The 24,038-nt window shown below is 65.3% G+C and carries 25 protein-coding genes; 15 read left to right on the top strand and 10 right to left on the bottom strand.

Annotated features, from left to right (window positions below):
• Nucleotides 1-95 precede the first annotated feature (95 nt).
• The 3 genes from IVB13_RS16500 to IVB13_RS16510 all read left to right on the top strand — a co-directional run bounded on the left by IVB13_RS16500 (nt 96) and on the right by IVB13_RS16510 (nt 2,332).
• The gene (locus IVB13_RS16500; RefSeq protein ID WP_007606355.1) at nt 96-329 is read left to right on the top strand and encodes a hypothetical protein; all 234 of its coding nucleotides are present in this window, start codon (nt 96-98) and stop codon (nt 327-329) included.
• A 9-nt stretch (nt 330-338) separates the two neighbouring features.
• Nucleotides 339-515 carry a hypothetical protein gene (locus IVB13_RS16505; RefSeq protein ID WP_018455689.1) on the top strand — a complete coding sequence of 59 codons (177 nt, stop codon included), beginning with the start codon at nt 339-341 and terminating at the stop codon, nt 513-515.
• Nucleotides 516-742: 227 nt separating this feature from the next.
• The gene (locus tag IVB13_RS16510; RefSeq protein ID WP_247489670.1) at nt 743-2,332 is read left to right on the top strand and encodes a gamma-glutamyltransferase; all 1,590 of its coding nucleotides are present in this window, start codon (nt 743-745) and stop codon (nt 2,330-2,332) included.
• Nucleotides 2,333-2,334: 2 nt separating this feature from the next.
• Here the strand turns inward: IVB13_RS16510 and IVB13_RS16515 are convergent, their stop codons facing one another.
• Genes IVB13_RS16515 through IVB13_RS16530 form a run of 4 tightly spaced genes read right to left on the bottom strand, consistent with a single transcriptional unit; the run spans nt 2,335 to nt 5,804 of the window.
• On the bottom strand, nt 2,335-3,621 hold the full coding sequence (locus IVB13_RS16515; protein WP_247410374.1) for an FAD-binding oxidoreductase: 1,287 nt from the start codon (nt 3,619-3,621) through the stop codon (nt 2,335-2,337).
• A gap of 12 nt (nt 3,622-3,633) precedes the next feature.
• Nucleotides 3,634-4,365, bottom strand: a complete 732-nt coding sequence (locus IVB13_RS16520; RefSeq protein ID WP_018455692.1) for an amino acid ABC transporter ATP-binding protein — start codon at nt 4,363-4,365, stop codon at nt 3,634-3,636.
• The gene (locus tag IVB13_RS16525; RefSeq protein WP_018455693.1) at nt 4,362-5,015 is read right to left on the bottom strand and encodes an amino acid ABC transporter permease; all 654 of its coding nucleotides are present in this window, start codon (nt 5,013-5,015) and stop codon (nt 4,362-4,364) included. The genes IVB13_RS16520 and IVB13_RS16525 overlap by 4 nt, the downstream gene beginning before the upstream one ends.
• A 30-nt stretch (nt 5,016-5,045) precedes the next feature.
• A complete protein-coding gene (locus IVB13_RS16530; RefSeq protein ID WP_018455694.1) occupies nt 5,046-5,804 on the bottom strand; it encodes an ABC transporter substrate-binding protein in 759 nt (252 codons plus the stop codon).
• 181 nt (nt 5,805-5,985) lie between these two features.
• Here IVB13_RS16530 and IVB13_RS16535 point away from each other — a divergent pair, with 181 nt between their 5' ends.
• Nucleotides 5,986-6,642: an XRE family transcriptional regulator gene (locus IVB13_RS16535; RefSeq protein WP_018455696.1), complete on the top strand. Its 657-nt coding sequence runs from the start codon at nt 5,986-5,988 to the stop codon at nt 6,640-6,642.
• A gap of 105 nt (nt 6,643-6,747) precedes the next feature.
• Here the strand turns inward: IVB13_RS16535 and IVB13_RS16540 are convergent, their stop codons facing one another.
• Nucleotides 6,748-8,013: a D-amino acid dehydrogenase gene (locus IVB13_RS16540; RefSeq protein ID WP_247410372.1), complete on the bottom strand. Its 1,266-nt coding sequence runs from the start codon at nt 8,011-8,013 to the stop codon at nt 6,748-6,750.
• A gap of 67 nt (nt 8,014-8,080) precedes the next feature.
• Nucleotides 8,081-9,412, bottom strand: a complete 1,332-nt coding sequence (locus IVB13_RS16545) for an aspartate aminotransferase family protein (protein WP_247489672.1) — start codon at nt 9,410-9,412, stop codon at nt 8,081-8,083.
• Nucleotides 9,413-9,561: 149 nt separating this feature from the next.
• On the opposite strand from IVB13_RS16545, the gene IVB13_RS16550 reads away from it, so the two are divergent.
• On the top strand, nt 9,562-10,110 hold the full coding sequence (locus tag IVB13_RS16550; protein ID WP_007600574.1) for a cupin domain-containing protein: 549 nt from the start codon (nt 9,562-9,564) through the stop codon (nt 10,108-10,110).
• 140 nt (nt 10,111-10,250) lie between these two features.
• Complete coding sequence (locus IVB13_RS16555) at nt 10,251-10,403, top strand: hypothetical protein (protein ID WP_018455699.1); 153 nt, start codon at nt 10,251-10,253, stop codon at nt 10,401-10,403.
• 42 nt (nt 10,404-10,445) lie between these two features.
• Here the strand turns inward: IVB13_RS16555 and IVB13_RS16560 are convergent, their stop codons facing one another.
• Genes IVB13_RS16560 through IVB13_RS16570 form a run of 3 tightly spaced genes read right to left on the bottom strand, consistent with a single transcriptional unit; the run spans nt 10,446 to nt 14,243 of the window.
• Nucleotides 10,446-12,701, bottom strand: a complete 2,256-nt coding sequence (locus IVB13_RS16560) for a xanthine dehydrogenase family protein molybdopterin-binding subunit (RefSeq protein ID WP_247489674.1) — start codon at nt 12,699-12,701, stop codon at nt 10,446-10,448.
• On the bottom strand, nt 12,688-13,749 hold the full coding sequence (locus tag IVB13_RS16565) for a xanthine dehydrogenase family protein subunit M (protein WP_085357878.1): 1,062 nt from the start codon (nt 13,747-13,749) through the stop codon (nt 12,688-12,690). The genes IVB13_RS16560 and IVB13_RS16565 overlap by 14 nt, the downstream gene beginning before the upstream one ends.
• A complete protein-coding gene (locus tag IVB13_RS16570; protein ID WP_247410369.1) occupies nt 13,746-14,243 on the bottom strand; it encodes a 2Fe-2S iron-sulfur cluster-binding protein in 498 nt (165 codons plus the stop codon). Before IVB13_RS16570 ends, IVB13_RS16565 begins: the two co-directional genes overlap by 4 nt.
• Nucleotides 14,244-14,483: 240 nt before the next feature.
• Between IVB13_RS16570 and IVB13_RS16575 the strand changes: the two genes are divergently transcribed.
• Nucleotides 14,484-15,128 carry a TetR/AcrR family transcriptional regulator gene (locus tag IVB13_RS16575; RefSeq protein ID WP_247489702.1) on the top strand — a complete coding sequence of 215 codons (645 nt, stop codon included), beginning with the start codon at nt 14,484-14,486 and terminating at the stop codon, nt 15,126-15,128.
• A 53-nt stretch (nt 15,129-15,181) separates the two neighbouring features.
• Nucleotides 15,182-15,589, top strand: a complete 408-nt coding sequence (locus tag IVB13_RS16580) for a DUF4864 domain-containing protein (RefSeq protein WP_018455705.1) — start codon at nt 15,182-15,184, stop codon at nt 15,587-15,589.
• Here IVB13_RS16580 and IVB13_RS16585 read toward each other — a convergent pair.
• Nucleotides 15,586-16,851: an MFS transporter gene (locus IVB13_RS16585; protein ID WP_026233006.1), complete on the bottom strand. Its 1,266-nt coding sequence runs from the start codon at nt 16,849-16,851 to the stop codon at nt 15,586-15,588. The two genes, IVB13_RS16580 and IVB13_RS16585, sit on opposite strands and share 4 nt — an antisense overlap.
• A gap of 152 nt (nt 16,852-17,003) precedes the next feature.
• Between IVB13_RS16585 and IVB13_RS16590 the strand changes: the two genes are divergently transcribed.
• From IVB13_RS16590 to flhA, 7 genes are all read left to right on the top strand, one after another.
• On the top strand, nt 17,004-17,450 hold the full coding sequence (locus IVB13_RS16590) for a hypothetical protein (protein ID WP_346731625.1): 447 nt from the start codon (nt 17,004-17,006) through the stop codon (nt 17,448-17,450).
• 79 nt (nt 17,451-17,529) lie between these two features.
• Nucleotides 17,530-17,814 carry a hypothetical protein gene (locus tag IVB13_RS16595; RefSeq protein WP_018455708.1) on the top strand — a complete coding sequence of 95 codons (285 nt, stop codon included), beginning with the start codon at nt 17,530-17,532 and terminating at the stop codon, nt 17,812-17,814.
• 9 nt (nt 17,815-17,823) lie between these two features.
• Nucleotides 17,824-19,245, top strand: a complete 1,422-nt coding sequence (locus IVB13_RS16600) for a TolC family protein (RefSeq protein WP_247489678.1) — start codon at nt 17,824-17,826, stop codon at nt 19,243-19,245.
• Nucleotides 19,246-19,258: 13 nt separating this feature from the next.
• Entirely contained in the window at nt 19,259-20,596 is a 1,338-nt protein-coding gene (locus tag IVB13_RS16605; RefSeq protein WP_247489680.1) for a copper oxidase, read from the top strand.
• Between the two features lie 35 nt (nt 20,597-20,631).
• A complete protein-coding gene (locus tag IVB13_RS16610; protein ID WP_085383679.1) occupies nt 20,632-21,087 on the top strand; it encodes a cupredoxin family protein in 456 nt (151 codons plus the stop codon).
• A 16-nt stretch (nt 21,088-21,103) separates the two neighbouring features.
• Nucleotides 21,104-21,406 carry a copper-binding protein gene (locus IVB13_RS16615; protein ID WP_247489682.1) on the top strand — a complete coding sequence of 101 codons (303 nt, stop codon included), beginning with the start codon at nt 21,104-21,106 and terminating at the stop codon, nt 21,404-21,406.
• A 346-nt stretch (nt 21,407-21,752) separates the two neighbouring features.
• Entirely contained in the window at nt 21,753-23,894 is a 2,142-nt protein-coding gene (gene flhA, locus IVB13_RS16620; RefSeq protein ID WP_085383680.1) for a flagellar biosynthesis protein FlhA, read from the top strand.
• Nucleotides 23,895-24,038 lie beyond the last annotated feature (144 nt).

Genomic DNA, 24,038 nt, shown 5'->3' on the forward strand with positions numbered 1-24,038 from the left:
CCGTAGATTCCCTTACCGGGCTCGACCCGAATGTTTCGCGAAGGCTTGGAATGGTATCGGTTTGCCGTCCCAATCGCTCCCAATAGGAGACGCATATGGTCCAGGTCTATTTTCACTGCTCCAACTTGGACGGCACGCTGATCGATCGCAGCGGCACAGCCGTGACCAACCTGACCGAGGCGCGCGACCGTGCCGCCCAGATCATGAACGCGATGATCCTGACGCCCGGCGCTGAGGATTGGCGCGACTGGGTAATCCATGTCAGCGGCTCCGACGGCGAGGAGATCTTCGACCTCCCCTTCACTGCCATGCTCGGCAAGCCGCACTGAGGTGATGCCATGTTGCTCGCGTCACTGACCCTGCTCCGCCAGCCCCTGAACTTCATCGCCAGCAAATGGCTGACGCTGATCCGGATCGCGGGCAATCCCTACCGCCCCGAGCTCCACTACATGCGCGGGCCTGGCCCGAAATGGCACGCCAGGTATCAGGCCAGCCGGCTGGATCGCGCGCGCTGAGCCCTGCGGCTTCCGCTTCCCACTGATCGGTCTCATAACTCGTCATGCCCGGGCCTGTCCCGGGCTTTCTCGTCTTGGCATCTACGTCTTGCCGACTGCGCCACCCCCGCTGTTACACACCAGCCATGCCGCGTCGCCCTTTCGATGTTCTCGATGGGGGCGATGTGCCATTCTTCGCGGAGCTCAGCGCAACGAAGCCAAACCGAAGACAGCACACAGACATCATCATGCCGCACCAGTTCAGCCACACCCAAACCGTCCGCAAGCCCGCCGTCACATCCAAAGGCGGCATCGTCGCCGCGCAATCGCGGCGGGCGGCCGAAGTGGGGGCGCAAGTGCTGACGGCGGGCGGCGACTGTGTGGACGCGATCGTCGCCACCACCTTCGCGCTTAACGTGCTGGAGCCCTGGAACAGCGGCATGGGCGGCGGCGGCGCGATGGTGCTCTACCGTGCCGCGGAAAATCTCTACGAGGTGATCGACTACGGCATGTGCGCGCCGCAAAGCCTGCGCGCCGCCGACTATCCGCTCAGCGGCGAAGGCGCGGCTTCCGACCTGTTTCCCTGGCAGCGGGTGAAGGACGACCGCAACATCCACGGCCCCGGCTCGATCGCCGTGCCCGGCGTCGTCGCCGGCATGGAGGAGGCGCATCGCCGTCACGCCAGGCTGCCGTGGAAGGATCTGGTCGCGCCGGCCGTCGCCCTCGCCGGCGAAGGCCTGCTGGTCGATTGGTGGACCACGCTGACGATCGCGGCATCGGCGTCCGATCTTCGGCGCTATCCCGCGAGCGCGACAACGTTCCTGAAGGACGGCCTCCCGCCGAGCGCGCCGTGGGGCATCAAGTCCGAGACGCGGCTGCCGCTGGACACGCTGAAGGCGACACTGGCGCACCTCGCCGACGCCGGTCCGCGCGATTTCTACCAGGGCGACCTCGCCAGGAGCATCGCGTCCGACATCAAGGCTGACGGCGGCGCGCTATCGGTGGAGGACCTCGCCGCGTTCCGAGCCCATCTGCGCGATCCGCTGGCGATCCCCTATCGCGGCGGCAAGGTGTTTGCGACACCGGAGCTGACGGCCGGACCGACCATGGCGCATGCGCTGCGCCTGTTGCAGCAGAACCTGAAGCCGGGAAGCGCGCCCGATGCGGGCGCCTATGCCGAATATGCCGCCGCGCTGCAATCGGCCTATCGCGAGCGGCTCAAGGATATGGGCGATGCCGACGGCAAGCGCTCGCACGGCGCGGACTATCTGGCGCCCGCCTGCACCACGCACTTCTCCGTGGTCGACCGCCACGGCAACATCGCGGCGGTGACGCAGACGCTGCTGTCGTCCTTCGGCTCGAAATACGTCACGCCGCACACCGGCATCGCCATGAACAACGGCATCATGTGGTTCGACCCGAAGCCAGGCACCACCAACTCGCTCGCCTCTGGCAAGCGCTGTCTCACCAACTACACGCCCGTCATCGCCGAGGCCAAGGACGGCAGACGGCTCGCGGTCGGTGCCTCCGGCGGTCGCCGCATCCTCCCGTCGGTGATGCAGATCGTGTCGTTTGCGATGGATTTTGGCATGGATCTCGATGCCGCAATCCATCAACCGCGCATCGACGCCAGCGAAGGCGCGATCGTGATCGGCGATACCAGGTTGCCGGCGGACACACGCGAGACGCTCGCGGCGCGATTCGACTATGAGGAAGCGCGGGTGCAGTCCTTGCCGCAGAAGTTCGCCTGCCCGAGCGTCGTGATGCGCGACGGCGACACCAATTCCGGCGCGGTCGAGATCTTCCAGCCCTGGGCCGACGCGGTGGCGGAGGGCTGAGCCTAGATCCCCAGCCGGTCGCGCAGGCGACCAGCGATCACTGCCGTCGTCACGCCGACCGGCCAGAAGGCATGCATCGGGATCGGCTTGATGCCGGTGACGGGCATGTCGAGCTCGGCCTTGGCGCCGCCGATCAGACGCCGCGCGAGCTGCGCGCCCATCGCGGTCGAGAGCGCGACGCCGCGACCGTTGCAGCCGAGCGAGATCAGGATGTTGTCCGCGGGCTCGTGCACGTGCGGGTAATGATCCGCGGTGATGGCGAGCCGGCTGTTCCAGCCATGGGTCCAGGCCACGCCCTTGAGCTGCGGCCATAGCCGTTCGGCGTATCGCATGAGATAGGCGACGTCGCGCGGCGAACTGATCCAGCGCATCGGGCCGCGGCCCCCCATCAAGAGGCGGTTCTGCTGATCGATGCGGTAATAGACGGTGATGTGGCCGCTCTCGTAAAGGACGGGACGCGTCGGCATGATCGAACGGGCCACGTCGTCAGAGAGCGGGGCCGTGGCCGCGATCGAGGAAAACACCGGCACGATGGTGCGGCGAAGCGCCGGCCAGAGATCGTCGGTAAAACCGTTGGTCGCGAGCAGCACCTTGTCGGCATGCACCACCGCGCGCGGCGTCTCGATGCGCCAGCGGCTGCCCTCGCGACGGAGTGATAGTGCGGGTGTTTCGCCGTGCACCTTCGCGCCTGCCGAGATTGCAGCACGCGCGAGACCACGGGCGTAGCTGAGCGGATGCAGATCGCCGCCGCGCGCATCCAGCATGGCGCCGATATAGCGATCCGTGCCGGTCATCCCGCGCAATTGCTCGCGATTGAGATACGACACCGGCATTCCGCGGGCGATACACTGTTGTGCGGTTTTCTCGATGGCGGCCGCGCTGGCCTCGTTATAGGCCGCGCGCAACGTACCGTTCTGCCGCGCTTCGCACGGGATCTGGTAACGGCGGATCAGATCATGCGTAAAATTCGTGGTGCCGTAGGAGAAGTCGATCATGCGGCGGCCGAGCTCAGCGCCGAAATCGGCCTCGATCTGATCGGGGTCGTGCTTCAGTCCCGGATTGGTGTGGCCGCCATTATTGCCGGATGCGCCCCAGCCCGGCTCCTGCGCCTCCAGCACCAGTGCCTCGACACCCTGCTCCGCCAGGTGCAACGCCGTGGACAGGCCGGTGTAGCCGCCGCCGACGATCGCGACCGAGACCGTCCTGTCGACGTCGAGCGGCGGCGTAGTCGGCGGCACGACGGCGGTGTCGGCGTAGAGGGACGGCGGCAGAGGCAGGCGCGTGGTCATGGCGAAGACCGGTCAGAGCGGATGCAGCACGCGGCGCAAAAAGTCCTGCGTGCGCGGATGCTGGGGTTGATTGAGCAGCGACTTGGCCGGCCCCTGCTCGACGATGACGCCGCCGTCGATGAACAGCACGCGGTCGGCGACGTCGCGGGCAAAGCCCATCTCATGGGTGACGACGACCATGGTCATGCCGTCGTCGGCGAGCTTGCGCATCACGCCGAGAACGTCGCCGACCAATTCAGGATCGAGCGCCGAGGTCGGTTCGTCGAACAGGATGGCCTTGGGCTGCATCGCCAGCGCCCGTGCGATGGCGACGCGCTGCTGCTGGCCGCCGGAGAGCTGGGGCGGATGCTCGTTGGCTTTCTCGGCAAGGCCCACCTGGGCGAGCAGCGCGCGGCCACGCTCGAATGCGGCAGCGCGTGGCTCCTGCTTCACATAGAGCGGACCTTCAACCACGTTCTCCAGCACCGTCCGGTGCGGAAACAGATTGAAGCGCTGGAACACCATCGAGACCTGGGTGCGGACTTTCACGATCGACGGCGCGTCGCGGTCGACCTTCAATCCCTCGACGCTGATCTCGCCGCGGTCGTAGCTTTCGAGACCGTTGATACAGCGCAAGATGGTGGACTTGCCGGAGCCGGAGGGGCCGACGATGCAGACCACCTCGCCCTTCTGGACGGACGCCGTGATGCCCTTGAGCACCTCGTTCGCACCGAAGCTCTTGTGGACGTCGGTCAACTCGATCATTTCTTGCCGGCCCGCTTCTCGAAGTGACGGACCAGCAGGATCAGCGGAATGCTCATGGTGAGATACATCAGCGCGACAAGCGTGAACACGTTGGTGTTCTTGAAGGTCGAGGACGCGATCAGCTTGCCCTGAAGGGCGAGCTCGGCGACCGTGATGGTCGAGGCCTGCGAAGAGTCCTTCAGCATCATGATCATGACGTTGCCGTAGGGCGGAAGCACGATCCGCACCGCTTGCGGCAGCACGACCCGGCGCATGGTCAGCCACCAGCCCATGCCGATCGATTGCGCCGCCTCGATCTGCCCTTTGTCGATGGCCTCGATGCCGGCGCGGAAATTCTCCGCCTGATAGGCCGAGTAGGCGATGCCGAGCCCGAGGATCGCGGCCTGCAACGCGGACAGGGTAACGCCGAGATCGGGCATCACGAAATAGAGGTAGAACAACAGCACGATGATCGGAATGCCGCGGATCACGTTGATCAGGCTGGCGCTGAGCAGCGACAGGACGCGGATGCCGGAGACCCGCATCATCGCCCAGACGAGGCCAAGAACCGTCGAAAGCAGCAGCGAGCCGATGGTGACGACGATCGTCAGCGCGACGCCGCTCATCAGGATCGGGAAGAATTCGGCCGCGTCGTGCCAGAAGCCTTTCATCGATCAGCTTTCATCGATGGCCTCTGCCGATCAACCCTGTGCCTTCAGACCCCATTTATCGAGGATCTTGTCGATGGTGCCGTTGGCCTTCAGCTTGGCGAGCGAAGCGTTGATCTTGCCGAGCAGCGCGGCCTCGCCCTTGCGCACGCCGATGCCCACCGAACCGACGGTGACGGGCTTGTAGCCATCGACCAGGCGCACCTCGGGGAAGCCGCCCTGCTTCAGATTGTAGGCGAGGATCGGATAGTCGGCGTAACCGGCCTTGAGGCGGCCGGTGTTCACGTCGCGCAGGATGTCGGGGATGGTGTCGTAGGCCTTGACGTCGGCGAACAGGCCGGACTTCTTCAGCGCGTCGACGAAGGCGGTGCCGACCTGAGCGCCGACCGTCTCGCCCTTCAGATCGTCCTGGGTGGCGTAGGCCTTGGTGTCGCTCTTGGGGACCACGAGGCCTTCGCCATAGGTGTAGATCGGGTCGGAGAAGTCGACGACCTCCTTGCGCGGCGCTGTGATGAACATCGCGGCCGCGATGATGTCGATCTTGCTTGATGTCAGCGACGGGATCAGGGCCGAGAACTGCATCGGCTCGATCTGCACGTTGAAGCCGGCATCCTTGCCCACTTCAGTGACGAGATCGACCATGATGCCCTGGATGCTATTGGTCTTGGTGTCGAGGAAGGTGAAGGGAATGCCTGTCGGCGTCGAGCCGACCTTCAGCACTTGCTGCGCCGAAGCCGGCGCTGCTGCGGCAATCGCGAGTGCCGCGAGCGCGGCCAGACCAAAACGCTTCATCGCATCCCCCTTGGGCCCGACCGATGGCGGCGCTCGCAAACCTCGTTCATCGCAGACGTTGCGGGCAAAGCCGTTTCGGCCTATTTTCACCAGTATGAAAATTTGGTCACACTTCTGCGGCCGATGCAAGTGGTTTTCATGCACATGAAGGAAGCGGTTTGACGTGAGCGGTGGCAAGAGAATGCACAGGCCGGCCGCCGCAAAGCCGGTGAAGAAGGTGAAGGTGAAAGCCTCCGCCCGGGCTATCGCCAAAGCGGCCGAGCCGGCGATGGATGTTGCGGTCGGCCGCCGCATTCGCGATCTCAGGCGCATCAGGCAATTCTCGCTCGAGACGGTCGCCTCGCGCACGGAGCTGTCGATCGGTTTCCTCAGCCAGATCGAGCGCGGACTGTCGTCGCCGTCGCTGCGCGTGCTGGCCACGCTCGCCGACGTGCTCGGCGTCGGCATCGCCGCGCTGTTCGGCGCCAGCCCGAACGCCGACGGTGCACCAGATCAGGTGGTCACGCGCGGACTGCAGCGGCCCGAGCTGAAGCTCTGGCGCACCGGCGTGTCCAAGCAGTTGCTGAGCCCCGCCAGCCCCGACAACCGGCTCAACCTGTTCCTGGTGCATCTGGAGCCGGGCGGCTCCACCGGTGACGAGCTCTACACCCATGACGGCGAGGAAGCCGGCCTCGTTCTCGAAGGCGAGATGATGCTGACGGTGGACAGCGAGACGTGGTCGCTGAAGACGGGCGACAGTTTTCGGTTTGCAAGCCGTCGGCCGCACCGGTTTTCAAATCCAGCCAATGACGCGAAGGCGGTGGTGCTGTGGGTGAATTGCGTGACGGGGACGGCGTAGCGCAGCCGTCATTGCCAGCGAAGCGAAGCAATCCACATTCTCACCGCGGAGACACTCTGGATTCCTCGTCGCGAGAGCTCCTCGCAATGACGGGAGGATAGAGTCTTAGCCAAACCGGTACTTGTACCGGTCCACTGTCAGCGCACTCACATCAATGTCCGGCTTCTTGCCTGACAGCATGTCGGCGAGCACGCGGCCGGAGCCGCAGGACATGGTCCAGCCTAGCGTGCCATGGCCGGTGTTGAGGTGAAGGTTGGCGTATTGCGTCGGGCCGATCACGGGCGGGCCGTCCGGCGTCATCGGGCGCAGGCCGCTCCAGAACGTCGCCTTGGAGAGATCGCCGCCTCGCGGGAACAGATCGGTCAGCGAGTGATCGAGCGTGGCGCGTCGCGCACCATAGAGCTGGCTCGAGAAGCCGGAGATTTCGGCGGTGCCGCCGACGCGGATGCGATTGCCGAGGCGCGTGATGGCGACTTTATAGCTCTCGTCCATCACCGTCGATTCCGGCGCGCCGGAAGCGTCCTTGATCGGTACCGTGATCGAATAACCCTTCACGGGATAGACTGGAAGCGAAATATCGAGCGGCGCGACCAGCCGCGACGACCAGCTTCCGAGCGCGAGCACGTAAGCGTCTGCCTGCAACATCCCAGCGCTGGTCGCGACGCCGCTGACGCGCGCCCCGTCGGTGACGATGCGGTCGATGCCGGTATTGAACATGAAGCGCACGCCGAGCGCTTCGGCATGCTTGGCCAGTGCCTGCGTGAACATGTGGCAGTCGCCGGTCTCGTCCTGCGGCAAGCGTAGTCCGCCCGCGACCTTCTCTTTCACGCCCGCCAGAGCCGGCTCGGCCGCGATGCAGCCTTCCCGGCTCAACACCTCGAACGGCACGCCGTATTGCTTGAGCACGGCGATGTCCTCACCGGTGCCGTCGAGCTGGGCCTGGTAGCGAAACAGCTGCAGCGTGCCCTGCGAGCGCTCGTCATACTGGATGCCGATGTCGCGGCGCAGGTCGCGCAGGCAATCGCGGCTGTATTCCGCGATCGGAATCATCCGGCTCTTGTTGATCGCGTAGCGTTCGCTGGTGCAGTTGCGCAGCATCTTGAGCAGCCAGACCCACATCCCGGGATCGAGCTTCGGCCGGATCACCAGCGGGCCGTGCTTCATCAGCAGCCATTTGACCGCCTTCACCGGCACGCCGGGACCGGCCCAGGGCGAGGAATAGCCGGGCGACACTTCGCCGGCGTTGGCAAAGGAGGTCTCGAGCGCCGGTTCGGGCTGACGGTCGACGACCGTCACCTCATGGCCGGCACGCGCGAGGTAGTAGGCAGAGGTGACACCGATGACACCGCTGCCGAGGATCAGAACTTTCACGCTTGGTCAAACTCCTGCGGCATCACGCTCGCCGCTGCAAAAGGGAACTCCGCAACGGCGAGAGCAATTATCGGGCCACCCGCTTGATGGCATCGCCGAGGATCGACACGATATCGTCGATGTGGCTCTTCTCGACGATGAGCGGAGGCGACAGCGCAAAGCTATCGCCGCTCATGCGGAAGTACAGCCCGCGATTGAAGCAGTCGACCATGACGTCGTAGCCACGCACGCCGACCGTACCGTCACGCGGCGACAACTCGACCGCGCCCATCAGGCCGCAATTGCGGATATCGACGACGTTAGGCAGGCCCTTCAGCGAATGCAGCGCGTCGCGCCAATATTCGGAGATCGAAGCACCGCGCGTCAGCAGGCCTTCATCCTTGTAGATGTCGAGCGTCGCGATGCCCGCGGCGCAGGCGACCGGGTGCGCCGAATAGGTGTAGCCGTGGAACAGCTCCATCGCGTTCTCCGGGCCGACCATCAGGCCGTCGTGAACCTTGCGGCTCGCAAACACGGCGCCGCAGGGAACGGTGCCGTTGGTGATGCCCTTGGCCGTCGTCATCATGTCAGGCGTGACGCCGAAGAAGTTGGCGGCGAACGGCGTGCCGAGGCGGCCGAAGCCGGTGATGACCTCGTCGAAGATCAGGAGAATACCGTGCTTGTCGCAGATCTCGCGCAGGCGCTGGAGATAGCCCTTCGGCGGCGGCAACACCGCGGTCGATCCGGGCACTGGCTCGACGATGACGGCGGCGATGGTCTCGGCGCCATGCAGGGCCACCAACCGCTCGAGATCATCGGCGAGCTCGGCGCCATGCTCGGGCTGATCCTTGGCGAAGGCGTTGCGGGTGAGATCGTGGGTGTGGCGGATGTGGTCGACGCCCGGCAGCAGGGTCGCGAAGGCGCGGCGGTTGGCGACCATGCCGCCGACCGAGGTGCCGCCGAAGCCGACGCCGTGATAGCCGCGCTCGCGGCCGATCAAACGGGTGCGGCTCGCCTGGCCGTTGGCGCGGTGATAGGCGAGCGCGATCTTCAGCGCGGTGTCGACCGACTCGGAGCCGGAATTGGTGAAGAAGATGCGATCGAGACCCTTCGGCGCGATCTCGGCTAGACGCTCGGCGAAGTCGAATGCCAGCGGATGGCCCATCTGGAACGACGGTGCGAAGTCCAGCGTCATCAGCTGGCGCTCGACGGCGGCGGCGATCTGCTTGCGGCCGTGGCCGGCATTGACGCACCAGAGGCCGGCGGAGGCGTCGATCACCTTGCGGCCGTCGACGGTGGTGTAGTGCATGCCCTCGGCCGAGGAGAACAGGCGCGGCGCCTTCTTGAATTGCCGGTTGGCCGTGAACGGCATCCAGAACGAGTCGGTCTTGATGGTGTTCGGAATCTGATGAAGGGTCACGGGCCACGCTCCTTTGCTGACCTGCTACCAGAGGCACGGCTTGAAAAGCGCAACAAGTCCTTTTCTGAGAGGCTGCAAGCCATTGATTTGACTGGGGCTGCCGGTCCATATTTGCGCGATCCGCAACACCTGCAACACGGGACAGGGACATGAGCGTCGATATCGGTGGACGGCTGCGATTCATCCGGGCGCGCCAGAAGCTGTCGCAGCGCGAACTCGCCAAGCGCGCCGGCGTCACCAATTCGACGATCTCGCTGATCGAATCCAACCAGATGAACCCGTCGGTCGGCGCCCTCAAGCGCATCCTCGACGGCATTCCGATGGGGCTCGCCGAATTCTTCGCGCTGGAGCCGGAGAGCCGGCGCAAGATATTTTACCGCGGCGAAGAGCTGACCGAGGTCGGCAAGAAGCCGATCTCCTATCGGCAGATCGGCGACAATCTGTTCGGTCGCAGCCTGCAGATCCTGAAGGAGCGCTACGAGCCCGGCAGCGACACCGGGCGCGTTCACCTCGTCCATGACGGGGAGGAAGGCGGCATCGTGATCTCAGGAAAGCTCGAAGTCACCGTCGAGGACGAGCGCCGCATCCTCAATCCGGGCGATGCCTATTACTTCGAGAGCCGGCGTCCGCATCGCTTCCGCTGCGTCGGCGGCAAGCCGTGCGAGGTGATCTCGGCCTGCACACCGCCGACATTTTGAAGTTATCCGCGATCCTACGGAGCCACCGGTATCTTACGGAGCTTGAGCCATCTCAATTTCCGCAGCCTGATCCTCTATATATTTCGAGCCATAGCCAAGCAGCCTCCGCTTTCCGGAGCCGCTTCGTAACAGGGCTCGCTATGAAGATCACGCTCGCAAATGCAGAGGCCGCACTCGATGAAGTGCAGCGCGACAACGACAAGCTCCATTCGGAGGAGCTGCGCAAGGCCATCGCGAACTACATCGAGTCGCAGCGAGAAGCGCTCAAGGCTCTTCGCAAGAAGCTGCACTAGCAGGCGGAGAGCGAGACGGCCTCGCCCGCCGCTGCTTAAAGGCTACGTCAGCAACTCCTCGATCCGGATCGGGAAGCGGCGGACACGGACGCCCGTCGCGTGCCACACCGCGTTGGCAACCGCGCCCGCACTGCCGGTGATGCCGATCTCGCCGACACCCTTGATACCGAGCGCGTTCACGTGCGGGTCGTGCTCATCGACCGTGATCACGTCGAGCGGCGGCACGTCGGCATTCACCGGGATATGGTACTCGCCGAGATTGGCGTTCATGATCCGGCCCGTGCGGCGGTCGGTGATGGCTTCCTCGTGCAACGCGAAGGACAGGCCCCAGATCATGCCACCGAACAGCTGGCTCTGCACCATGCGCGGGTTGACGATGCGTCCAGCGGCGAAAGCGCCGACCATGCGGGTGACGCGGACCTGGCCGAGCTCGGGATCGACCTTCACCTCCGCGAACACCGCGCCATGGGCATGCATCGCATACTCCTCCATTTCCGCCGGATTCGGCGTGCCGGTGCCGCGCGCCTCGACCTCGGCCACGCCTGCGCGCGCGAGAATCTCGGCGTAGCTTTCGCCGCGGCTCTCGTCGTCGCGCCGGATCAACCTGCCATCGCGCGCGATCACCCCGGCATTGCCGGCGCCAAACAGCGGCGAGCGCTCGTCACCGGTGGCGAGATCGGCGAGTTTTGCAATCACGGCCGCGCCTGCGCTGTGGATCGCGGCACCCGCGGTTGCCGTGTGTGCCGAGCCGCCGGCGATGCCGGCATCGGGCAGGTCGGATGAACCCGCCTTGAACTCGACGCGGTCGATATCAAGCCCCAGTTCGTCGGCCGCAATCTGCGCCAGCGCCGTCCAGGCGCCCTGCCCCATGTCATGCGCGCCGATTTCCATGGCGCCGGAGCCGTCGCGGCGAAGCACTGCGCGTGCCTCGGCCTGGAACATCAGCGCCGGGAACGTCGCGGTGCCCATGCCCCAGCCGACCAGAAGGCCATCGTCGTCGCGCATCTGCCGCGGCTGGAGCGATCGCTTCGCCCAGCCGAAGCGCGCCGCTCCCTGCTCGTAGCAGGCGCGCAATGCCTTGGACGAGAACGGCTTGCCGGTGATGGGCTCGACCTCGGCATAGTTCTTCAGACGAAAGGCGAGCGGATCGATGCCGCAAGCCCACGCCATCTCGTCGATCGCGCTCTCTAGCGCGATCGAGCCGGTGGCCTCGCCGGGCGCGCGCATGAACAACGGCGTGCCGGTGTTGACGCGCACGGCATCATGCGAGGTGCGGATCGCGGGCGCCGCATAGAGGGTGTGCGAGGCATCAGCCGCGGGTTCGTAGAAATCGTCGAACGTGCTCGACACGGTCCTCGCATGGTGATCGAGCGCGGTCAGGCGCCCCTCGCCATCTGTGCCGATGCGCAGCCGCTGCCGCGTCGGCGCGCGATGGCCGACCGGGCCGTACATCTGCTCACGGCGCAGCACCAGCTTGACCGGTTTGCCGACGAGCTTTGCCGCCATGATGCCGAGCACCGGAGGGCCGGCCATGAGCCCCTTCGAGCCGAAGCCGCCGCCGAGGAACGGGCTGCGGATGTGGATCTTGTCGTGCGCGATGCCGAATAATTCGGCAACGCGCGCCAGCGACAGCATGAGACCCTGGGTCGGCATGTCGATCTGCAGACTGTCGCCGTCCCAGGCAGCCACGATCGCATGCGGCTCCATCGCATTGTGATATTGCGGCGGCGTCTCGTAGATCGCGTCGATCCGCTTGTCGGCGGAGGCAAGCCCCGCCTCGACATCGCCGCGGTGATTTTCCGTGGGGTTGCCGACACCGACGACCGGCGGCACGAAGCTTTCACCCGCATCGAGGCCGATGAGCGCGGGCAGCGTCTCGTAGCGCGGCGCCAGCAGCGCCGCGCCTTCCGTCGCAGCCTCCAGCGTCTCGGCGATCACGACGGCGATCGGCTGGTTGGCGTAGCGGACCTCATTGCTCTGCAACACCTCCATCCGGAACACGAAGGGGTTGGTCTTGATCTCGGGATCGATCGCGAGCCCAGGCTTGTGGTCTGGCGTCATGACATCGACGACGCCGGGGTGGCGCTTGGCAGCGGCGACATCGAGCGAAGTCACGCGGCCGCGCGAAATGCTGGCGACGGCCATCACCGCAAACAGCATGCCGGGCGGATGATTGTCGGCGGCGTAGGTTGCCTGGCCCTTGACCTTGAGGACGCCGTCGCGGCGGGTCAGCGGCTGGCCGATGTTCGAGCCATGGCGCAGATGGGCGGGTGCGCTGGTGAGATTAAGCTCGGGCATGAATGGCTCCGGACGTCGAGGCAAAGGGAGAGGCCGGCAGCGCGGGGATGCGCACGGGCGTACCGGCGGCGGCGAGGCTCAGCGCGCGCACGACAATCCGGCGCGCGAGCTCGATCTTGAAGGCGTTGTCGCCCGACGGTCTTGCGTCGGCGAGCGCGCGCGAGGCGGCTTCCTGGAAAGCGTCCACCGTGGGCGCGACGTTCCTGAGCACGTCCTCTCCAGCGCGGGCGCGCCAGGGCTTTGCCGCGACGCCGCCGAGCGCAAGCCGCGCCTCCACGATCTTGTCGTTCTCGATCCGCAGCGCAGCCGCAGCCGAGACGACGGCAAACGCGTAGGACGTTCGATCGCGGACCTTAAGATAGCGCGCATGCGCGGCAAAGCCCCGCGCCGCAGGCGGCAGGCGCACCGCGACGATGAGATCACCCGGTTCGAGCGCCGATTCACGCTCGGGCGTATCGCCGGGCAGGCGATGCAATTCGTCGAGCGCGATCTCGCGCCGCCCGTTCCTGCCCTCAATCTCGACGATGGCGTCGAGCGCAACCAGCGGCACGCAGAAGTCGGACGGATGCGTGGCGATGCAGTTTTCGCTCCAGCCGAGCACGGCGTGGGTGCGGTTCTCGCCGTCGCGAGCGTCGCAGCCGCTGCCGGCCTCGCGCTTATTGCAGCGACTTGCGGTGTCGTAGAAATAGGCACAGCGCGTCCGTTGCAGTAGATTGCCGCCCGCGGTCGCGGCATTGCGCAGTTGCGCCGATGCGCCGGAGAGCAGCGCTTCGGCGACGGCCGGATAGGCCTTGGCAAAGTCTGCGTCATGCGCAAGATCGGCGTTGCTCACCAGTGCGCCGATGCGGATACCACCGTCGGCAAGGCGCTCGACCCGATCGAGTCCGTCGAGATGGGTAACGTCGACCAGACGATCCGGACGGCTGACGCCGCCCTTCATCAGATCGAGCAGATTGGTGCCGGCGGCGAGATAGACCGCGCCCGGCTGCGTCGCGGCCGCGACGGCTTCGGCGACCGTGGCCGGCCTGACGTAATCAAATTGCTTCATGCGGAGCGCCTCTGATTGGATTCGTCCATGCCGGCCTGCGCGTCGAGCACGGCATCGACGATACCGGCATAGGCGCCGCAGCGGCACAGATTGCCGCTCATGCATTCGCGAATGCGCTCGGGATCGTTGCCGGCCTGCGCCTCGCTCATCATGCCGATCGCGCTCATGATCTGGCCGGGCGTGCAGAAGCCGCACTGAAATCCATCATGGGCGATGAAGGCAGCCTGCACGGGGTGAAGCTGGTCGCCGCGCGCGATGCCTTCGATTGTGAGGACGTCGGCGCCGTCATGACTGATCGCGAGCGCGAGGCAGGAGTTGATGCGCTTGCCGTCGACGAGAATGGTGCAGGCGCCGCATTGGCCGCGGTCGCATCCCTTCTTGGTTCCGGTCAGATGGAGGCGCTCACGCAGGAGATCGAGCAGCGTGACGCGCGGATCGTCGAGGACGAAGTCGCGCCGCGCACCGTTCACGGTGAGGCTGATGGAGTGGTTCATACAAGGCTCCGATCAGATATGGACATGAGTCGTCGCGCAGCGCGCCACCGCCGTGGCCGCCGTCGACATGCGCCCCCCGAACATCATCCGGGGCAACGACTTCAGCGAAGATACGGAGGCAGCCTCCGCTTAACAAGGGCCGGCGGGAAATATTTGGAATTCGTCAAAAGCCCGTGCGCATCAACGCGATGCAGCCCCGTAAGGGTTCAATCTAACCAATTCGTGATCTACATTGCGTGGATGGACGACCACACCACCGACCAGACCCGCAAGCCCCGTGCCGATGCCGTGCGCAATCGCGAGCGCGTGCTCGAGGCGGCCAAGGCCGTGTTCAACGCGGGTGGTCCGGAGGCGAGCCTGGAGGCGGTGGCAAAACGCGCCGGCGTTGGCATCGGCACGCTCTATCGGCATTTCCCGACCCGCGAGGATTTGTTCGAGGCGGTGTACCGGCGCGAGGTCGAGCAGCTCAGCGAGCTCGCCGAGCAGTTGAAGAACGCCAGTGACCCGGTCGACGCGCTCAGGCGCTGGCTGCGCTCAGGAGTCGAATTCGTTGCCACCAAGAAGGGCATGGTGGCAGCCTTGGCACTCGCGGTGCAGAGCGGGTCGGAGTTGCATGCCTTTTCCTTTGAGCGCCTGACCAAGGCGATCGGCTCGCTGCTCGATCGCGCAGCCGCGGCCGGCGCGATGCGCGCGGACGTCAGTCCCGAGGACTTGCTGCGCGCGTTCTTTGGCATGTGCTACATGCACGACCAGCCCGGCTGGCAATGCTCGGTGCTGCGGATGCTCGACGTGTTCGTTGACGGTTTGCGGGTGCAGCCTGCCATGAAAGCCAAGGTCCGCGCGTCCGCCAAGCCTGCGAAGCCGGCTGCAAAGCGGAAGCGATAGCCCTCGAGATGTGCTAGGATCCGCGCCGCCGGGATTTCAACGCGGAGCTTGTCATGCGCATCGCCGCCTTGCTGGTCTTTCTCAGTGTCGCCTTCGGTCCCATCTCAGCGCGCGCCGACGATGTCGCGACGGCACAGAGTATCATCCGCGCCCAGGAGCAGGCATTCGGCCGCGACGACGCGCGCGGGGCCTATTCCTACGCCGCTCCTGCGATCCAGGAGATCTTCCCCGCGCCCGACATCTTCATGTCCATGGTGCAAAACGGCTACCCGCCGGTGTACCGGCACAAGAGCTTTGAATTTGGCGACAGCAAGAGCGAGGGCAGCCGGATTGCCCAGCACGTCCATATCATCGATGCCAATGGCGAGGCCTGGGAAGCGCTCTACACGCTCGAGCAGCAGGCAGACGGCAGCTACAAGATCACGGGTTGTTCGCTGCTGAAGGCGGGACAGGCAGTCTAGGTCGCAAAACCCGGACCGGTCCTGACTGCATTGATCCGCGAGCGGATCAGCAGCGTCAAGACGATGCCGATATTGAGCGCGTTCCACGCCACGCCGTTGGCGAACGCCGCGGCGTAGGAACCTGTCGCATCGAAGATGACGCCCGAGACCCAGCCGCCGAAGGACATGCCGAACACGGAGGCGAAGATCACGATGCCGACGCGGGTTGCGGCTTCGCTCGCCGGCATCGCCTCGCGCACGATGATGGCATAGCTCGGCACGATGCCGCCCTGGAACAGGCCGAACATCGCGGAGATCAAATAGAGCGAGGTCAGGCCGTCGAAGAACAGATAGAACACGAGTGCAAAGCCTTGCGCCACCGCACCGATCAGCAGTGTGGGGATGCCGCCGATCTTGTCGGCGAGGTAGCCGGAGCCGATCCGGCTGACGATGCCGCAGGCCATCATCAGCGACAGCATCTCGGCGCCGCGCGCCACGCCATATCCGAGATCGCCGCAATAGGCGACGATATGCACCTGCGGCATTGCCATGGCGACGCAGCAGGAAATGCTGGCGATCGAGAGCAGCACCGTCAGCGTGTTGGTCGAGAGCTTGAGGTCGACCCGCGGCGGCGCTGCATTGGCATGATCGTGAACCTTGTCGTCGCCCATCTGCGCGCGCAGGACCAGCACCAGGATGGTCATCAGGCTGACGCAGACGAGGCCGATGCCGATATGAGTGAAGCGCCAGCCGATCGTCTGCATGCCCGTGCTCACGAGCGGCGGCCACATCGTGCCGGCGACATAATTGCCGCTGGCGACGATCGTCACGGCCAGGCCGCGATAGCGCTCGAACCAGTGCGAGGCCTCCGCCATCAGCGGCGCAAAGGTCGCCGACGTGCCGAGCCCGATCAGGAAATACGCCGCCACGAACTGCCAGAGCTGGGTCGACAGACCCGCCAGCACATTGGCGACCCCGAGGAAGGCAATGCTGATCGCCATAGCCGCCACGATGCCGAAGCGGTCGGTGATCCTGCCGGCGATGACGCCGCCAAGCCCGAAACCGAACATCATCAGGGTGAAAGCCAGCGACACCGCGCCGCGCGTGGCGGAGAATTCGGCCTGCACCGCGGGAATCATGACGACGATCGCCCACATGCCGACGCCGCCGATCGAGCCGATCAGAAGCGCAATGACGAGGCGCATCCAGGCCTGACGCGAATCAGGGGTGAATGCTTCGGGTGTTTGTCCAGACTGATTTGGTGCGTGCACGGGCGGGACCATGGCCCGCGGATCACCACAGGGTCAACCATTGTGGCGCGATATTGGGCATGCACGGTGCACTGCGGTAAGATGGAGCTTGGCGAACGCGCGTTTTGTCATTATTTTGCAAATCAGCGCATGCAACACGGCGGCGCGGAGAGCATGTCGGCGGAATGTTGCTGCGATTGACACGATCGATGCGGATCAAGGTGGGGCGCTTCATTGCCTTCGCCTATCTGTTCTGCGTGATCGCGCCGGCCGCAAGCCTCGCCTGGGGTAGCGCTCCAGCACCGTGCCTCGACGACGCGCTCCTCGCCGATCGCGTGCCGGTGCATCACCAGATGCAGGCCAGCCACACGCATGACGGCGCTTCGCATGACCACGCCGGGCCGCATGCGCATCACCAGGCCGCCGCGCAGGACGCGCCCCCCACCCCTCATCATCACGGCGGCAAGGGTACGGCGGGACCGTGCTGCGCGATGATGTGCGTGAGCGCGCTGCCGGCCGACCTGCCCAGCGTCGCAAAGTCGCTTCAGCCGGTTTCCGCCTGCTCGCCCGAGATCGTGGCCAGCCTGCACAGCGCGGCGCCGCCCCTGCACTACCGCCCTCCGATCGCCTGATCTGACGCGCGACGACGTCAGGCCGAGCGCGCATCCGCGCGCGCGCACCTGTGGTCTCCAGACAGATCAGGGATGACTCATGCTTACGCTTTCCGGGGCGAAGTCCGCCGCTGCATCCGCGGCGCGGGGACGACACTTTCGATTCAATTGGCCGCTGCTGGCCGCGACGGCCTTGGCGTTGTCCGGCTGCATGCCGGCAACGATACAAGTCGCTGGCGCTGATCCTGCCGATCCCGCGGCCAAGATCGCGCGCGCCGGCTATCGTTCGACGATTGCGCCCTACACCAGCCTGCGGCCCGCGACGCCGGCACCATGGCGCGAGCGCAACGAGAGCGTCGCGCCGCAGCTCAAGCAAGACCGGTAGGAGCGCGCCATGACACATCGTCTCGCGCTAAGCCTGCTCGGTCTCACCTCGTTTGGACTTGCAGGCTGCGCCGCCTTCTCGCCCGACAGCGGCATGAAGGCCGTCTCGGAACTGACGAGCCAGACCATCAACAAGGATGTCGCCTTTGTGCGAACAACCGAAGGAGCCGGCGCGGTCGACGCGCGCGTTCGCCAGCTGCTGTCGCGAACACTCAGCATCGAGACCGCCGTGCAGATCGCACTGCTCAACAACAAGGGGCTTCAGGCCGCTTATAACGAGCTGGCGCTGGCCGAGACCGATCTCGTCGAGCAGAGCCTGCCGCCCAATCCCGTGTTCTCGGTCTCCCGGATCTCGGGCAACGGCGCCAGCGAAATCGAGCGTCAAATTGTCGGCGACATCCTCGCGCTCGCCACCCTGCCGTTCCGCTCGGAAATCGCCCGCGACCGTTTCCGCCAGGCGCAATTGCGCGCAAGCCTGGCGACGTTGCGGCTTGCCGCCGATGTCCGCCGCGCTTATTGGCGCGCCGTTGGCGGCAACGAGATGGTGGCGTTGCTGACGGATGCGAAGGCGACGGCGGAATCAACCGCGCAGCTCGCGGTCAAGCTCGGCGAAACTGGCTCGATCAACAAGCTCGATCAGGCCCGAGAACAGGTGTTTTACGCCGAAACCACCGCCGACCTCGCCACCGCGCGACAGACGGCGACGAGCGCGCGCGAAAAGCTGGCGCGCCTGATGGGGCTGTGGGACGGCGGGCTCGACTTCCGGCTGCCCAATCAACTGCCGCCGCTGCCGCGCCGGCCGCAGGCTTTGCCGTCGATCGAAGCCGACGCGGTCGCCCATCGCATCGACCTGCAGATCGCGCGGCTCGAGCTGAGCGCGCTCGCAAAGTCGCTGAACCTCACGGAGGCGACGCGCTTCGTGACACTGCTCGATCTCGCCGGCATCTCCCGCCGCACCCGGGATCCGGAAGGCGCGCCGTTCCGCGAGCGCGGCTTCGACGTGCAGTTTCAGATCCCGATCTTCGACGGCGGAGAAGTGCGGGTGCGGCAGGCGGCGGAGACCTACAATTTCGCCTTCAACCGGCTGACCGAACGCGCCGTGAATGTACGCTCCGAGGCGCGCGATGCTTATCGGGTCTATCGCTCCGGCTACGACATCGCCAGCCACTATCAGCGCGAGATCATCCCCTTGCGAAAAATCATCACCGAGGAGATGCAGCTCCGCTTCTCCAGCATGCAGGTCGATATCTTCGCGCTGCTCACCGAGGCGCGGCAGCGGCTCGCGTCGCTGCGCGGTGCAATCGATGCCAGGCAAAGATTTTTCCTTGCCCAATCCGACTTGCAGACCGCCGTCAATGGCGGCGGCGCGCCTGCTGACGGCGACAATTCAACCACTCTCGCCGCGGCAGCGCCTGCCGATGGCGGTCACTGACATGGAGGCCAACATGTTTTCCCGCCGAGGATTTTTGGGTAGCGCCGCGCTCGCCGGCGCATCCGTCGTCAGCGGCCGCGCCCAGGCCGCCTCGATTCCGGAAGCCCCGCACATGGACAAGGTCGTGATGAAGCCGCCGCTGCACCCCGTCAGCGGGCCGGACTATCGACCCGTCGTCACGCTGAACGGCTGGTCGCTGCCGTTCCGGATGAACGGCGACTGGAAGGAATTCCATCTCGTTGCCGAGCCCGTGGTGCGCGAATTCGCCGAGGGCATGAAGGTGAATTTGTGGGGCTATAACGGCCAGTCACCGGGCCCGACGATCGAGGCCGTCGAGGGCGACAAGGTCCGCATCTTCGTGACCAACAGGCTGCCCGAATACACCACCGTGCACTGGCACGGCATGATCATTCCCAGCGGCATGGACGGTGTCGGCGGACTTACCCAGCCGCACATCCAGCCGGGAAAAACCTTCGTCTACGAGTTCGAGATGAGGAAGAGCGGGACCTTCATGTACCATCCGCATTCGGACGAGATGGTGCAGATGGCGATGGGCATGATGGGCATGGTCGTCGTGCATCCGCGCGACCCGAGCTTTCGGGCCGTGGACCGCGACTTCGTCTTCGTCATGAGCACCTATCGCGTCGATCCCGGCACTTATCTGCCGAAGGTCAACGAGATGACCGACTTCAACATGTGGACCTGGAATGCGCGGGTGTTTCCCGGCATCGATCCGCTGCCGGTCAGGCTCGGCGACAAGGTGCGCGTGCGCATCGGCAATCTCAGCATGACCAACCATCCGATCCATTTGCACGGCCACAGCTTTGCGGTGACCTGCACCGACGGCGGCTGGATTCCGGAGAGCGCGCAATATCCGGAGACGACGACGGACGTACCGGTCGGCGCTGTCAGGGTGTTCGACGTGCTCGCCGACAACCCCGGCGACTGGGCGTTCCACTGCCACAAGTCGCATCACACCATGAATGCGATGGGACACGACATGCGCAATATGATCGGGGTGTCGCGCAAGGATCTCGCCAAGGCGGTCGGCAAGCTCGCGCCTGACGGCATGGCGATGGGCTCGACCGGCATGGCGATGGGCAACATGGAGATGCCCGCGCCCGACAACACGCTGCCGATGATGACCGGCACCGGTCAGTTCGGCCCGATCGAGATGGGCGGCATGTTCACGGTGATGAAGATCCGCGAAGGCCTCGCGCGGGACGATTATCGCGATCCCGGCCCCTACCAATTCCCGCAGGGCACCGTCGCCTACGAGGTCACGCCGCCGGCCCCGGAGCCCGTGCGGCAACAACCAGGCGGACCGCCGATGAAGAACATGAAGATGTGAGCGTTTCGATGAACCACCACCAACTGGAGCTACCAATGAAGACGACGATCAAGCTCGGTCTCGCGCTGGCCGCGCTTTCCACCGCGCCGGCCTTGGCCCACGACCAGCACGGGCACGGCACCTTTTCGGCCGGCGAGCCCGGCGATCCCAAAAAGCCCGCGCGCACCATCGAGATCCTGCTGAACGAGATGGACTATGCCCCCGCCAGGATCGAGGTCAAACGCGGCGAGCAGATTCGCTTCGTGCTGCGCAATGTCGGTAAGGAGGACCATGAATTCCTGCTCGCCACCACAAAGGAGAATCTCGCGCATGCGGTGGAGATGAAGAAGCACCCGCACATGGAGCATGACGATCCCAACGGGGTCAGGCTCGCGCCGAGCAAGACAGCCGAGATCCTCTGGAAGTTCAGCAAGGCCGGCACGTTCGAATTTTCCTGCCTGATTCCCGACCACCGCGACTACGGCATGGTCGGCCACGTCACCGTGAAGTAACGCAAGGGAGGCTCCCATGGACCGCATCATCCGTATCGCCGCCGCGCTGGCGCTGGCCGTCGGCCTTGCCACAGGTGCCCTGGCAGCCCAGGGCGCCGCGATCAGCGGCGAGGTCAAGAAGATCGACGAGGGCGCCGGCAAGATCACGCTCAAGCACGGGCCCGCGAAGAACCTCGGCATGGATGAACCCATGACCATGATCTACCGCGTCAAGGACCCGGCCGTGCTCAAGCAGGTGAAGGTCGGCGACAAGGTGACTTTCGAAGCCGAAGAGGCGACTTCGGGCTATACGGTGACCCGGATGGAGAAGGCGAAGTAGGGCCACTTCCTCCGTCCGCCGATATCGGCCCCAGACGCTTCCACAAATCATGGCCGGGCTCGTCCCGGCCATCCACGCCTTCGGCGGGACAAGCCGGGCATGACGACTGCTTGCCTGCCAGATGGCCGAAATACCCCGGTCAGCCCCCATGCCGCACCCTTTATTAACCCTTTGCTAACCATACACCCGGCAAGAATTGCCCAGTGGAGTCGAGTGTCGTCAGCCGCGTAGAACGGGAGCTCCCGTGGACGCCAGTGCGGTGCCTCACTTTCGGAACGGCGGCCCCTCGGCCGCCGCGCAGACATTTGGGGCGCGCGGACGGCAGTCGCGCGGAGGGGCAGCTACCATGGTCGACGTCACCGCAGGACAGGGCGTAGGCAGCACGAACGCCGGTTTCCCGACCCTTGCCGAAGTCGGCAACATCCTCAAGCGCGGCGATATCGCGCTCGCGCTCGGCGTTCTCACCATCCTGGTGGTGCTGATCCTTCCGCTGCCTGCGATAGTGCTGGACCTGTTCCTGGCGATTTCGATCACACTCTCGATCCTGATCCTGATGACGTCGCTGTTCATCCAGGCGCCGCTGGAATTCTCCGCTTTTCCGACCGTTCTGCTGATCTCGACCATGCTGCGGCTGTCGCTCAACATGGCCTCGACCCGCCTGATCCTGTCGCACGGGCACGAGGGCACGGATGCCGCCGGTCATGTCATCGAAGCCTTCGGCAGCTTCGTGATGGGCGGCAATTTCGTCATCGGTATCATCGTCTTCGCCATCCTGATCATCGTCAACTTCGTCGTCATCACCAAGGGTTCGGGCCGTATCGCCGAAGTCGCGGCACGCTTCCACCTCGACGCCATGCCCGGCAAGCAGATGGCGATCGACGCCGACCTCTCCGCCGGCCTGATCGACGAGACGGTCGCCAAGCAGCGGCGGAAGGATCTGGAGGACGAGAGCGGCTTCTTCGGCGCCATGGACGGTGCCTCCAAATTCGTCCGCGGCGATGCCATCGCCGGCCTCCTGATCGTCTTCATCAACGTCGTCGGCGGCATGATCATCGGCGTGGCGCAGCAGGGTCTGTCCTTTGCCGATGCCGGCCGCAGCTACACGCTGCTGACCGTCGGTGACGGCCTCGTCACCCAGGTGCCGGCGCTGATCGTTTCGACCGCGGCCGGCCTGCTCGTCTCCAAGGCCGGCGTGTCCGGCGCCGCCGACAAGGCGTTGATGAAGCAGTTCTCCGGATATCCGCAGGCGCTCGCAATGTCCGCGGCGGTCATGCTGGTGCTGGCGGCCCTGCCGGGCATCCCGACCCTTCCCTTCCTGGCGCTCGGCTCCGGCGCCGGTGCGCTCGCCTGGCACGCCCGCAACCGCAACCGGGCGACTGCCAGGGCTGAGGAAGTCGCGAAGACCGCACCTGCGCCGGGAACGCCGGGCGCAGCCGGCTCCGCTGCGGCGGAGGAGCCGATCTCCGCGGCGTTGAAGATCGACGATCTCAAGATCGAGCTCGGCTATGCCCTGCTGCCGCTGGTCAATGGCCCCGACGGCACCGACCGCCTCACCGAGCAGATCAAGGCGCTTCGCCGCTCGCTCGCGATCGAGATGGGTTTTGTGATGCCCGCCGTGCGCATCCTCGACAACGTCCAGCTCGAAGCCAACACCTACATCATCAAGATCAAAGAGGTCGACGCCGGCACCGGCAAGATCTGGCCGAACCAGTTCATGGTCATGGACCCCGGCGGCAGCCAGGTGCAGGTGCCCGGCATCCACACCACCGAGCCGACCTTCGGCCTGCCCGCAACCTGGGTCGATGCCAGCCTCAAGGAGGAGGCCTCGCTCAAGGGCTATACCGTCGTCGACGCCGCGACCGTGCTCTCGACCCACCTCACCGAGCTGCTCAAGGCCAACATGTCGGACCTGCTCTCCTATGGCGAGGTGCAGAAGCTGCTCAAGGAGCTGCCGAAGGAGCAGGGCGAGCTGGTCAAGGACATCGTGCCCGGACAGGTCACCGTCTCCGGCATCCAGCGCGTGCTGCAGCTGCTGCTCGCCGAGCGCATCTCGATCCGCGACCTCTCGACCATCCTCGAAGGCATCGCCGACTCGCTCGCCTTCTCGCGCAATCCGGCCACCATGGTCGAGCACGTCCGCGCCCGCCTGGCGCGGCAGATCTGTGCGCAGAACACCTCTTACAGCGGCTACCTGCCGCTGATCGCGCTGTCGGCCCGTTGGGAACAAGCCTTCGCCGAATCCATTATCGGCCAAGGCGAGGAGCGCAGCCTCGCGATGCAGCCCTCGAAGCTGTCGGAGTTCATGACCGGCGTGCGCGACGCCTTCGAGCGCGCGGCGCGTGAAGGCGAGGCCCCGGTGCTGGTCACCTCTGCGGCAATTCGTCCCTTCGTGCGTTCCCTGGTCGAGCGGTTCCGGGCCCAGACGACCGTGCTGTCGCAGGCTGAAATCCACCCCAGGGCGAGGTTGAAAACGGTCGGAAGCATCTGATTTGCCTTAAGAAGCCGTGTGTTTTTTGGCCACAGGCAAATGGTTTTTCAGGTTTTGGCGCCTTGCCGATCGACGGCGGGCAAGGCGCTTGGCAGACACATTACAGCTTTGAAATAATTGCTAAATTGCACGATCGAGGGTCGT

This window comes from Bradyrhizobium sp. 17 (assembly GCF_023073515.1).
In the GTDB taxonomy this organism is placed as follows: Bacteria; Pseudomonadota; Alphaproteobacteria; order Rhizobiales; family Xanthobacteraceae; genus Bradyrhizobium; species Bradyrhizobium canariense_D.